Origin of the sequence: Maricaulis parjimensis (genome assembly GCF_016817355.1) — a bacterium.
GTDB lineage: Bacteria > Pseudomonadota > Alphaproteobacteria > Caulobacterales > Maricaulaceae > Maricaulis > Maricaulis parjimensis.
In genome coordinates this window covers 252,703-265,426 of the sequence record NZ_JADOTT010000004.1, presented here as the reverse complement: position 1 = coordinate 265,426, position 12,724 = coordinate 252,703, and the positions used below count along the sequence as shown (strand labels likewise).

General features: G+C 62.6%; 9 protein-coding genes. 5 read left to right on the top strand and 4 right to left on the bottom strand.

The annotated features are described in order from the left end of the window. Nucleotides 1–51 precede the first annotated feature (51 nt). Together I0K07_RS08810 and I0K07_RS08805 are read left to right on the top strand one after the other, a co-directional pair. Nucleotides 52–1,815, top strand: coding sequence for a serine hydrolase domain-containing protein (locus I0K07_RS08810; RefSeq protein WP_203292480.1), 1,764 nt, complete (start codon nucleotides 52–54; stop codon nucleotides 1,813–1,815). 93 nt (nucleotides 1,816–1,908) lie between these two features. Further along, on the top strand, nucleotides 1,909–2,289 hold the full coding sequence (locus tag I0K07_RS08805; RefSeq protein ID WP_203292478.1) for a hypothetical protein: 381 nt from the start codon (nucleotides 1,909–1,911) through the stop codon (nucleotides 2,287–2,289). A gap of 12 nt (nucleotides 2,290–2,301) precedes the next feature. Here the strand turns inward: I0K07_RS08805 and I0K07_RS08800 are convergent, their stop codons facing one another. From I0K07_RS08800 to I0K07_RS08785, 4 genes are all read right to left on the bottom strand, one after another. Then, a complete protein-coding gene (locus I0K07_RS08800) occupies nucleotides 2,302–3,060 on the bottom strand; it encodes an SDR family NAD(P)-dependent oxidoreductase (protein WP_203292476.1) in 759 nt (252 codons plus the stop codon). A 904-nt stretch (nucleotides 3,061–3,964) separates the two neighbouring features. Continuing rightward, nucleotides 3,965–5,386 (bottom strand): coniferyl aldehyde dehydrogenase, encoded by a 1,422-nt coding sequence (locus I0K07_RS08795; RefSeq protein ID WP_203292474.1) that lies wholly within the window; start codon nucleotides 5,384–5,386, stop codon nucleotides 3,965–3,967. 11 nt (nucleotides 5,387–5,397) lie between these two features. Further along, nucleotides 5,398–7,005 (bottom strand): GMC family oxidoreductase, encoded by a 1,608-nt coding sequence (locus I0K07_RS08790; protein ID WP_203292472.1) that lies wholly within the window; start codon nucleotides 7,003–7,005, stop codon nucleotides 5,398–5,400. Then, nucleotides 6,998–8,263 carry a serine hydrolase domain-containing protein gene (locus I0K07_RS08785; protein WP_238934698.1) on the bottom strand — a complete coding sequence of 422 codons (1,266 nt, stop codon included), beginning with the start codon at nucleotides 8,261–8,263 and terminating at the stop codon, nucleotides 6,998–7,000. Before I0K07_RS08785 ends, I0K07_RS08790 begins: the two co-directional genes overlap by 8 nt. Nucleotides 8,264–8,510: 247 nt before the next feature. Between I0K07_RS08785 and I0K07_RS08780 the strand changes: the two genes are divergently transcribed. From I0K07_RS08780 to I0K07_RS08770, 3 genes are all read left to right on the top strand, one after another. After that, complete coding sequence (locus tag I0K07_RS08780; RefSeq protein WP_203292470.1) at nucleotides 8,511–11,219, top strand: TonB-dependent receptor; 2,709 nt, start codon at nucleotides 8,511–8,513, stop codon at nucleotides 11,217–11,219. Between the two features lie 95 nt (nucleotides 11,220–11,314). Next, a complete protein-coding gene (locus tag I0K07_RS08775; RefSeq protein ID WP_203292468.1) occupies nucleotides 11,315–11,728 on the top strand; it encodes a hypothetical protein in 414 nt (137 codons plus the stop codon). 3 nt (nucleotides 11,729–11,731) lie between these two features. After that, nucleotides 11,732–12,667, top strand: coding sequence for a sterol desaturase family protein (locus tag I0K07_RS08770; RefSeq protein ID WP_203292466.1), 936 nt, complete (start codon nucleotides 11,732–11,734; stop codon nucleotides 12,665–12,667). Nucleotides 12,668–12,724 lie beyond the last annotated feature (57 nt).

Here is a 12,724-nt window from a genome sequence, read left to right as displayed (position 1 = left end):
GTTTCATCGCCGGATGCATCCCTTTCCCGTTATCAGGGAAGGGGACAGGTGATGATGATCGGGACAATGCTCGGATTGGCTCTGGGCCTGCAGGCGGCTGCCGCCAGCGAGCCGGAGCCGGTGCCGGCGCAATTGGAGACCTTCATGGCCGAACTGGTCGAGAGCGGCCAGTATGAAGGTGCCATCCATATCGTGTCGGCAGACGGGCCGCTGATCGACCGGGCCTATGGCCATGCTGATGTGGAGCAGAGCCGGGCCAATACGCCGGACATGCGTTTCCACATTGCCTCCATCACCAAGGCCTTCACGGCGACGCTGGTGCTGGGCGCGATGGAGCGGGGCGAGCTGTCGCTGGAGGATCCGGCCGCGCGCTGGATTCCGGAGCTGGATGCAGAGCAATACGGGGATGTCACTCTCCGGCATTTGCTGGAACACACCAGCGGCCTGATGCGCGATCATACCGAAGCGCTGGGTGGGGCGGATAACTCGCCCGAGGCGATGATCGAGGCTCTCAATTCCGTCGGGCCGCAATCCGTTGTCGGCGAGCTCTATAACTATTCCAATTCTGGCTATGCGCTCCTGGCCCTGGTGCTGGAACGCGCCACGGGTGAAACTTATGCCGACCTGCTGCAGGATCGCATCCTGACGCCAGCGGGCCTGGCGGCTACCAGTTATGGTCTTCCGGGTGATCCGGAGCTTCTGGCCGTTGGTCTGGACATGCCCGACCTGGTCAGCCGCGTGCCGGTCGACCCGACGAGTTTCCGAGGCGGTCTGCCCGGCGCGAGCGGGATTTTCTCAACGGCCCGCGATCTGGTCCGGTTCGGCCAGGCGCTGGAGCATGAGGAACTCCTTTCTGTCGACAGTCTTGCCATCATGCTGGCCGGGATCGAGGCGCCGGGCTCGGACGGCACCAATTCCATGGGCTGGATGCGTGTGGGCCTGGGGGATGAGTCCTATGCCTGGGCGGCGACCGGCGCATCGGATGGCTATCTGTCCCTGCTGATGATCGACAATCTGGAAGCGGACGTGTTTGCCGCATCCGTGCAAAACAATACGCGGGCCGGACGGTCCGGCTCGGTCGGCCTCTTGCTGGGCGTGATCTACATCACCGAGCTGGGCAGTCCTGAGTCCGCGGCCATTCCGCCCACGCCACTGGATGACTTCCTGTCGGCGCTCAATACGGTTGGTGTCGAGGCGGCACGCGACTATCGGGATGCGCTGGACATGAGCCGGGCGCCGGTTGCCAGCGCTGCGGATTTCCAGGCTCTGGGCGAGCCGGATGGCGGCGTCGGAGAGACATCGCTCGCCTGGGCCCCCGCCACGGCGGATGCCGGTGCGGAATGGCTGGAGCTGGGCTTTCCGGCCGTGGCCGATGCGCGCTATCTCGACATCCATTTTACCCAGATCCCCGACGCGCTGCAGTCGGTGCGGTTGAGCTCCGGTGTGGTGCTCGATGCGGGGGCGGCCGTGCGGCTGACCTCTGAGGCCGGGGCACCGATTGTCCGCTTTGCCCTCGCAGGTGGCACCGGTCCTGACACTGTCCGTCTGGAACTGGAAACAGCTCAGACGCCGGGCTGGCCACAGATCGATGCCGTCGCCCTGATCGATGCTGCCGATGAGGCACACTGGGCTATCTCGGCGGATGCCAGTACGAGTGCTTTCCTGTCCGGCGGCGTTGCGGCCCATGACCTGCCCAGCGATGCCATTCTGGGCAAGCTGGCCAGTCAGCTGGACGCGCACGGTCATGACGAGATGGCCGGTCGGGTGAGGGCCTTCCTGGCCGCAACGGCGGAACGGGCCTCCGGCATGCCCTGACGCTCGCCATTTCCGGTTCCCGGACGGAAGCTGCTAAGGGTGACAGGAATCGATCCTGTCACCCGGCAGGACGCGGCGGCTGGGGAGTCTTGAATGAAAGTGTTTTCGGGCGTTGTGGTCCTGGTGGCCGGGCTCATTCTGACCTGTGCCATTGCGCTTCTTGTCGTTGATCCGTCCAGCTGGCCGGTGGCCCTGATCGCCATCATCTTCCTGCCCTTCGCCGCCTTTTTCATGCAGACCGTGGCCCGCATCCGGGGCCGTACGGGTTCGAAACGCGGCACGGCCGCTGTGCGGGCCTCCATGGTGGGTGGTGGCGCACTGCTGATCTCCGCCCTGGGCAGCCGGATTGCCGAAACTCAGGGCTGGCTGGGCGATGAGACGCAAGGCCGTTTCGTCGTCAGCATTGCGTTTGTCCTGGTCATCGTCGCAGGAGATTTCCTGGCTGCCCGGATGGGGCAGCAGGATGACGACTAGGCACAGGACTAGCTAGCGCACATAGCTCGCGCCATTGATGTCGATGCAGGAGCCGGTCGCGCTGCGGCAGGCACCGGAGGCGAGGAAGGCGCACATGGCGGCGATCTCTTCGGGCTGGGCGAGATCGCCGATCGGGATCTCCGCCTTGGCCCGGGCCCGGTCTTCCTCATGTTGCGGTCCCATCCGCGTGTCGATCCAGCCTGGCGCCAGGGCATAGGCATAAATGCCGTCACTGCCCCATTGCCGCGCAATCGTCTTGGTGAGGGAGAGGAGGGCCCCCTTGGAGGCGCCATAGGCCATGTGATTGCGGTCCTCGCCGCGATAGCCGGCCCGGCTGGCAATATTGATGATCGAGCCGCCACCCGAGGCGACCATTTCCGGAATGGCGGCCCGGCAGATATCCGCCACGGCCATCAGATTGACCTGCAGCGTCACCGCCCAATTCGCCTCCCACTCCGCATCGCTGCTGTCCAGCGGCGTGGCCCAGTGGATGCCCGCATTATTGACGATGATGTCCAGCTGGCCGGAGGCGAGATGGAGCGCTTTCTCGTAAAGGTCTCGCCCCGCCCCGGGCTGGGAGAGGTCCGCCTGGACGGCGCCGAGCGCCTTGGGACCGATGGCCTGCACCGCAGCATCCGCATCCGCCATATTGGCATTGCCATGCAAGACCACATCCGCCCCCTGCGCCGCAAACAGATGCGCCGACGCCAGACCGACACCATGACTGGAACCGGTGATCAGGGCTTTCTTGCCGGAGAGCGGAAGCGACATGGGACAGGTCCTCGATTGCGAATCTGGTGCGAGTATATCGCTGCTGGCTGAGGGCGGGGGTGGAGATGTGCAGGAGGGCTTCCATCTCCTTTTCCCCCGGGCGAAATCCCGGGGCCGACGGGGCGTGCCGCCTTTTCATCGGATGAGGATGCGGCACCTTCGGTTGGCCCCGGAACAAGTCCGAAAAAAATGCGGTGGGTGCGGGGTATGGGGCCTCTTTCTCCTGAAGAAGAGCGTCTGATTGTCATCCAGGATGGATGCCTCAGAACTTCATTTTCCCCGGGCGCAGTCCCGGGGCCGACAGGGTGTTCCGTCTTTTCATCGGATGAGGGTGCGGCGCCTTCGGTTGGCCCCGGAACAAGTCCGGGGAAAATGCATTTGTGTTTCACGGCGTTCAGCGCCACGGCGTTTCCGCCTGGCGGTATGAGAGGTGTGCGGGAGGCCGGCGACTGCCTGCCGGCATGTTTTCTAAGTGTGTGTGACAGGCACTTGCCTCCCGCACGCGGAGATTTCCCGAACGCTCTCGCCCCCGTTTCCAATCCGGCCGGTACTCAGGTCGGGCGTTTAGTGCCGTCAGACCGGGCCGGACGCCCTGCCGGAGCTCGGGATGTCACCCCCTCGCGCGGACAGGCTCCGCAAACCTCCGGGCACAAGGGACTGAGCTCGCGCCTCTCTTCCCGGAAGTCGCCTGTATTGTGCCTGAGGTTTTGAGGGTGGGGATAAGTTGGGCGCGCTGCGAGGGACATGTACCTTGGGTACGTGTCCTGGGAAGGGGTATCCAAAGGCATTCGCTGCGCGGTTTTCTCCGGGACACGTACCCAAGGTACATGTCCCTCTGCCCCTCATCCGGCGCATGCGCGCCACCTTCTCCCCTGTGGGGGAGAAGGGGTGCCTGCGGCTTGCCCTAACTCAGCTGCTTCTTCGAAATCCGCTCGAACAGTTTCCCATAGGGCGGCGCCAGCAGGCGTGAGGGGTGCCATTTGCCGGTGGAGAAGACTGAGCGGTCATGGGTGAAAGTGTCGAACCCGTCCTTGCCGTGATAGGCGCCCTGGCCCGACGCACCGATCCCGCCGAAGGGCAGGTCGGGGACGGAGAGGTGGAGGAGGTTGATATTCACACCGGCACCGCCCGACTGGGTCGCATCCAGCACGCGCTGGGCCTGGACCTTGTCCGTGGAATAGACATAGAGCGCCAGCGGATGGTCGCGGTCGGTGACATAGCCAATGGCGCTGTCGAGCTCGGAATAGCCGATCACCGGCAGGACCGGGCCGAAGATTTCCTCACTCATCACTTTTGAATCGGCCGGCGGATTGATCAGCACGGTCGGCGGGATCTTGCGGGCGGCCTGGGCGGCTTGGGCATCATGCTCCGGCTGCAGCACGGTGGCGCCGCCCTTGCGGGCCTCGTCAATCATCGCATTGAGCCGCTCATAATGCCGGTCCGAGACGATGGCGGTATAGGCGTCATCGGTGGAGGCATCGGGGAATTGGTGCTGGACGGCGGAGACAATCGCTTCCCCCATCGCGGTTTCCGAGCCCTTGGGCGTCATCACATAATCCGGGGCGACACAGGTCTGGCCGGCATTGAAGAACTTGCCCCAGGCGATGGATTTGGCGGCACTGTCGCGCGGATAGTCCGGCGTGACGATGGCGGGCGATTTGCCACCCAGTTCCAGCGTGACAGGGACCAGATTCTCCGCCGCCGCCTTGGCGACCAGACGGCCCACCTGGGTCGAGCCGGTATAGAAGAGATGATCGAATTTGAGGCCGGTAAAGGCCTCGCCCACGGCCGGACCACCCGTGATGACGGCGACATGGTCCTCCTCGAAGGCAGAAGCCAGCAGGGTCTTCATCAGCTCTGCCGTGGCGGGTGTGTATTCGGACGGTTTGATGATCGCCCGGCAGCCCGCGCCCAGCGCCGCCACCAGCGGCGCGATGGCCAGCTGGAAGGGATAGTTCCACGGCGCCACGATGCCGACCACGCCCTTGGGCTCGCGGCGGATCTCCGCCTTGCCCGGCATCAGCGTCATGGGCACGCCGACGCGGCGCGTCTTCATCCATTTGGCCAGATGCTTCTTGGTGTGGGCCACGTCCTGAATGACGAAGGCGATCTCCGCGATGATGCTTTCCTCGCGGGCGCGATTGCCGAAATCCCGGCTGATCGCCTCTGCGATGGCCTCGGCATTGTCCCGGCACAGCTGGGCGACGCGGTCCAGATCCGCCTTGCGCTTGTCGATGGGACGGTGGCGCTCGGCCTTGAAGGCCGCTTTCTGGGCCTCCAGCATTTGCTTCATGCGTTCGATTTGCTTGGCTTCGGCTTCACTCATCATCCGTCTCCCTAAGCATTGTCTTCAGCGATCATCGCGGCAGCCCGCGTGGCGATCATGATGGTTGGTGCATTGGTATTGCCGCCAACAAGGCGCGGCATGACCGAGGCATCCACGACCCGCAGGCCTTCAATTCCCTTCACCCGGCAGCGGCTGTCCACCACCGAAAGCTCGCCCGAACCCATCGCACAGGTCGAGGTCGGGTGGTAGAGCGTCTCGGCCCGGGCCCGGACATCATCCCGCAGACCGGCCATGGTGGTGATATGCGCGCCCGGGAAGCGTTCCTCCCGGCGATCATGATCAAAGGCCGGAGCGTTGAGGATATCACGAACCTTGGCCAGCCCATCGGTCAAAACATCGAGATCGAACTCGTCCTCAAGATAATTGGGCTGGATCGCCGGGTGATCATTGGGATCCGTTGTCTTGAGGGTAATCTCGCCGCGGCTTCTGGGATAGAGCTGGCACACGTGGAGCGTGACGCCGTGGCCCCGGGCCTTTTCCATGCCGTGAGCGTTGGAAATGGCCGGAATAAAGACCAGTTGCAGGTCGGGAAGATCGTTCTCCGCATAGGCGGACTTGATGAAGGCACCGCCCTGGACCGGATTGTGCGTGAAGGGGCCATCGCCCTTCAGCGCCCAACGCGCGACCATATACATGTGCTGGGGCAGTGAGCGCAGGGAATTGCCGATCGAGGTCGCGGATTTCGTCCAGACCTGGGCCGTGACATCCAGATGGTCCTGCAGATTCTTGCCGACGCCGGGCAGGTCATGCTCGACAGAGACACCGGCCTCGCGCAGCTCATTGGCCGGCCCCACGCCGGACAGGAGCAGGGTTTGCGGTGAGTTGATCGCGCCGCCTGACAGGATCACTTCCTTGCGGGCATTGAGCGTTTTGACCTCGCCCTCGATCTCCACTTCCACACCGGTGGCGCGGCCGTTCTCGATGATGACCCGGCGCACCATGGCACCGGTCTGGACGGAGCAGTTCTCGCGCTCCAGGGCCGGGCGGAGGAAGGCATCCGCGGCCGAACAGCGCTTGTATCCGCGCTGCGTGACCTGGTAGGGGCCAAAGCCTTCCTGCTGGGGGCCATTGAAGTCGTCATTGCGTTTGTACTGAAGCTGGTCCGCGGCCTTGAAGAAGTCCTCGGTCAGCGGGTTCAGCTTTTCGATGTCCTGCACCCAGAGCGGACCGCCCGTTCCGTGCAGCTCGCTCTCGCCACGGGTCTGGTGCTGGACTTCCTTGAAGGCGGGCAGGGCGGACTTCCAGTTCCAGCCTTCCGCGCCATAGGCGCTTTCCCACTCATCATAATTCTCCGGTGCGCCGCGCATGTAATGCATGGCGTTGATCGAAGAGGACCCGCCCAGTGTCTTGCCGCGCGGCCAGAGGAGTTTGCGGTCATTGAGATGCTTTTGCGGCTCGGTCCAATAACCCCAGTTGAACTGTTCGCCGGTCACCGCGTATTGCAGCAGCATGGGTGTGCGGATGATCGGACTATTGTCGGATCCGCCCGCTTCCAGGACGAGGACGCTGGCCGAAGGATCACGCGACAGGCGTTCGGCGACGGTACAGCCGGCCGACCCGGCGCCACAGACGATATAATCAAACTCGGTATTACTCATTCTCGCCTCCCTGGGCCTCGGCATTGTCCTGCGGGGCAGGGGTTTCGATCGGATCTCCGAAATGGGCGGAGAGGGCGCGCATGGCGGCGATGGATTCGGCCAAGCGTTCGCCCCATTGCGTGTCCGCTGCGGTGCGGGCGATCACGATATTGCGGCGTTCATCCACCCAGACATATTGGCCGTAGACACCGGCCATGAAGTATTCTTGGTCATAGCCCTCCGGCACCCAGAAATGCAGGCCATAGCCGCGATGGTCATAGACGCCATCAGGGCCGGGTTCCTGGAAATCGGCATTCGGGCGAGTGGCGCTCTGCACCCAGCCCTCCGGCAGCAGCCGCGTGCCATTCCAAACCCCGTCCTGCAGGTAGAACTGACCGAAGCGAGCATAGTCTTCCAGCGTGGCATTGAGGCAGCAATAGCCAATCGCCATACCGTTCTCGCCCGGAATGTTCTGGTTCCAATAGGCGTCGCCCGTCATGCCCAGCGGTTGCCAGATTTCCTGTTCCATCACCGTGGCGAGCGGGGCGTTCCAGACGCCGCGGACCACGGCAGAGAGAACCTGCGTATTGGCCGAGACATAGTGAAGGTCTTCACCGGCCGGACGATTGCGTTCGATATCGGCGACGAGCGTGTCGATATTCTGGCCGTAGATATTGGCGCCCAGGAAGAGACGCCGGATATCGGAATCGGGAGCATCATAGTCTTCCTCGAAATCCATGCCGGCCGACATCATCAAAAGGTGGCGCAGCGTGGTGGCACCGAAATCACTGCCGGCATATTGCGGCGCGAACATTTCGGCGGTCTGGTCGAGATTGGCGATGCGGCCGTCTTCCATCGCCATGGCGATCAGCGTGGCCACGAAACTCTTGCCGACCGACCAGGATGTGTGGCGTGTGTCAGGCGTCGAGCCCAGCAGGTAGTTCTCGTAAACGACCTCGCCATTGTGCAGGACCATGAGCCCTGTCGAGCGCGATTCCGCGAGCCAGTCATCGACGGGACGGGTGGTTCCGTCAAAGCTGTAGCTCACCGTCGCAGGCGCAATCCGGCGGGGCAGGGGTTGGGCCGATTCGGCGGGATGAATCTCTCTGTAGGGAAATACGTCCGCCATGTTCCGGAAGGTCTCCGGCAAGCGGTCCGGTTGCGTGGCCGCCTGTATCTCGGCGGGTGAATATTCCGACCAGGGCCGGTAGAACCAGCCCGCTCCCGCCAGGCCCACGGCCACGGCAAGGGCGACCAACCCCATGATAATTTTCTTCATTTTTCTCCCCAGTGACAGCTTTTTTGAACGCTGTTCACCGGGCAGCCTAGCAGAGATGCACGTATTGAAAAGAGGTGTTTGGCGCGGCGCGTCTTTACCCGTGTGTGAGGATTACGTGCATCAATAGGCCGGGTTTTTTCGGGATTTGGGATAAAGCGGCTGACAATTTCCGCGAGCGGTGTTCATATATCGGATACCAACGCGGAACGGTTGGCAAAAAAAACCCGCGTTTAGAGGGGAGAAATCCATGAGTAAATTCAACAAGGCGGCCGTGCTGGGTACGACCGCAATTCTGGCTGGTCTTATCGGGGCCACCAGTGCAATGGCGCAAGTCGACGTCATCACCGTGACGGCGCAGAAGCGTGAGCAGACCCTGCAGGACACCCCGGTATCGGTGGCTGCTGTAACGGGCGAACAGATCGAGCAATCCCAGATCCGCGATGCGGCTGACCTGCAGACCCTGGTCCCCTCGCTGCGCGTTTCGGAATTCGCGACCTCCACCAATACGGAATTCAATCTGCGCGGCATTGGTACGTCGAGCTTCAACCCGGGTCTGGAACCGTCTGTCGGCGTGTTCATCGACGGTGTCTACCGTCCGCGCTCCGGTTCCGCGATCAACGACCTCCTGTCGGTTGAGCGCGTCGAAGTGATCCGTGGCCCGCAATCCACCCTGTTCGGCCGCAATACGCCGGCCGGCGTGGTCTCCGTGATCACGCAGGAGCCGGAATTCGAATTCGGCTATGTCGGTGAGATCAGCGCCGGCAATTACGGCATGCGTCTGGCGCGCGCCTCCGTCACCGGCCCGCTGAATGACACGATGGCGATCCGTCTTGACGGCACGATGCACCAGAATGACGGCTATATCGAAATCGAAGACGGCCGCATGGCCAATAATCGCGCCCGTCACTCCTGGCGCGGTCAGCTGCTGTGGAATCCGGGCGATGCCACGGAAGTCCGCATCATCGCCGACTATGGCAATATCGATGAGAATTGCTGCGCGGCGCCGTTTGGCTATTACGACCCGATCGACCTCGGCGCCCTGGTGGGCCTGGGCGGTACCGCGGTTCCGGCCGATCCGGATGGTGGCGACCGTATCGCCATTGACGGCGACCTGAACACGCAGCTCGTGACCCAGGGTATCTCGGCTGAAATCAACCATGATTTCGATGCCTTCACCCTGACCTCGATCACGGCTTTCCGCACCTATGATGAAGACCAGAATTTCGACGCGGACTTCTCCGATCTCGACCTGGTCAGCATTCGCAACATCATGAACAGCTATGAAAGCTTCACCCAGGAGTTCCGCGTGACCTCCACGGGCGACAACTTCATGGACTGGATGGGCGGTGCCTTCTACTACCGCAATGATCTGAACTTCGCGAACACGACGCCCTACGGCGCCGATGCCCGCACCTTCTTCGACGCCGCGTCCGCGCCGTCGGTCGCACCGATCGTTGCAGGCCTGGGCCTGCCGGCCGGTACGGGTGGTGTGAGCCTGCTCGAGATCTTCCTGAACATGAATGCGGCGGCCGGTGTCGGCAATTTCGTGCCGCTGCCGTCGGGCAATGCCGCTCTGCCGGGTGTCCCGGCTGAAGGTTTCGTGGCGACCAGCCATGGCCTGATCTCCGAGCAATACCAGTACGACACCGAAGCCTGGTCGGTCTTCGGTCAGCTCGACTTCCACTTCACGGACCAGTTCACCCTGACCGTGGGTGGCCGTTACTCGGATGAAAGCAAGGAGATGGTGACCTCCATCGACCAGCCGGATCCGCTCTCGGCCTTCTCCTTCGTGGATCTGGGCCAGGACCTGCGTCTGGTTTCGCCGGCGACCTGTGATCCGGGCCTGTTCCCGATCGTGGGCGGTGATGCCTGTGCCTATCTGGTTCCGACCCTGCTTCTGGGCCAGGGCCTGACGCTGTATCCGGACGGGTCCCCGATCGACCCGACCAGCCCGCTCCCGGCCATTTTCGCCGGTACGGCGCTGAACCCGTTGCTGGGCTTCACGGCCTTCCAGAACTTCCCGCCGGTCAATGCGGGCAACTTCCCGACCTCGCGGAACGACACGAACTTCTCGGGCAATATCATCCTGTCCTATGACGTGTCGGACGAGCTGAACCTGTATGCGTCCTACGCAACGGGCTTCAAGCCGGGCGGTTTCAACGTCTCGACCAATGCGGCCTTTACCGGTGTGTTCGAGTTTGAGGAAGAGATTTCCGAGAGCTTCGAAATCGGTGCCAAGGGCACGCTCTTCGATAATCGTTTTGTCTATGCGGTGGCCTATTTCAACCAGACCATCGAAGACTTCCAGACCAATAATTTCGTCGGTAATGGCTTCGCGCTTGAAAATGCCGGTTCGATTGATGTGTCCGGTATCGAATTCGAAGGCCAGTGGTCGCCGGTCGACAATCTGCTCTTCACGGGTGGTTTCACCTACCTGTTCGACAGCTCCTATGGCGATTATGAATTCGCCCCGTGCCCGGACGGGTTCGGCGGTGTTGGCGTGTGGGCTGCGGGTGATCCGAACTTCGCCCTCTGCGAACTGGGCAATGAGCGGACCAATGATGCCGGTGTGACCGCGCTGTTCAACGACCTGACCGGTCGTGATCGCGGCAATTCGGAACTCGTCGGCGCCCTGACCGCCACCTATACGATGCCCCTGTCCAATGGCTGGGAAATCGACTGGCGCGGTGAGGCGACCTATGTCTCCGAATTCCTGCACACCACCTCGCAGGATCCGCGTCCGTTCGCGATGCAGGATGCCTTCACCCTGTTCAACGCGTCGGTCACGATCGGCAGCGATACGGACAGCTGGGCCCTGCAGCTGTGGAGCCGCAACATCACCGATGAGGACTACACCAAGGGTGGTTTCCCGTCGGTCGGTTATCTGGGTACGTCCTACAATGTCTATCCGGGCGACCCGCAGACCTATGGCGTGACGCTCCGCATCCGCGGCTAGTGAACATCGTTCAAAAATGACATTGACGGCGGGCGAAGGCAGGTTAGCCTTCGCCCGTTGTTGTTTTGGCTGTCGTTTCTGAGGCGGATACCAACATGCTCATTCTCTGGGTCCTGCTGGGCTCTGTTGTCGGGATTTCCGCCATGGTGGCGGTCAATGCCTGGCTGGGGCTCTACACGCCCGCCAAGCTGGACAGTCTGGATGACGCGATCGCGCGTCTGGATACCGACTCGGTCGGGTTTGAAGCCGGCGAGGGGGAAATGGCCCCCGACGGGCGCAGTGCCCTGGTCTCCGACGCGACCCAACCGCGTCTGGCCATGCTGGTGGCCCGGGGCAGCGATTTCGTGATCCGCTATCTGGAACCCGGCATCGTCAAATCCGTGGCGACCGAGGGCAGCGAGATTGCTCTCAAACTCAATGATTTCACCTTTGCGCCGGCGCGCCTTGCTTTCGAGACGCCCGAACAGGCCCGTAAATGGGCCGGCCGGCTGGAAACCCTGCAGGGGTAGGATATGGACGCGCCCGCCTTCGTCGAGAATTTCGATCCGGTCTGGATCGCCATTCCCTTTTTCGTGCTCTCGGTGTTCGCCGAGATGCTGTTCTCGCGCATGACCGGCAAGGCGCGCTTCGAGGCGCATGACAGCGCCGCCAGCCTGATGATGGGGTTCGGCAATACCGTGTCCGGCGTGATCTTCGGCGGCGCGATCGGCCTGTGGGCCGTCTTTGTCTATGAACACCGGCTGACCACGATCGGGTTTGCCTGGTGGGCGTGGATCCTGGCCTTCGTGCTGGATGATTTCCTGTATTACTGGTCGCACCGCTGGGCGCACACCGTGCGCTGGTTCTGGGCGGATCACGTCGTCCACCACTCCTCCCAGCACTACAATCTGACCACGGCGTTGAGGCAGCCCTGGCTGAGCCCGCTGACGCTGAAATTCCTCTGGCTGGGTTCGACCCTGATCTTCATCGGTTTCCATCCGGCCATGGTCGCCTTTGTTGGCTCCTTGAACCTGATCTACCAGTTCTGGATCCACACCGAGGCGATCCGGAAAATGCCGCCCTGGTTTGAGGCCGTGATGAACACGCCTTCGCACCACCGCGTCCACCACGCCACCAATCCGCTCTATCTCGACCGGAACTATGCCGGTGTCTTCATCATCTGGGACAAGATGTTCGGCACCTTCCAGCCGGAGCTGGACGAGGAGGCCTGCCGCTACGGGATCGTGAAAAACCTGGGCACCTACAATCCGATCAAGATCAGCCTGCATGAATGGTGGGGGATCGTGAAAGACATGGCGACGGCCAAGAACCCCAGGGATGCGTTGATGTACCTGCTGGCACCGCCCGGCTGGTCTCCCGATGGATCCCGTGCCACATCGAAGCAGATTCTCGATCGCTGGAAGGCGCGCCAGGAGACGGCGGCGCCTGCCCCCGAGGCGGCCGAGTAAGCCTTAGGTCTCAATCTGTTGCGTCACGCGCTTAAAGAGCGCAGGGTGGCTGGCCGT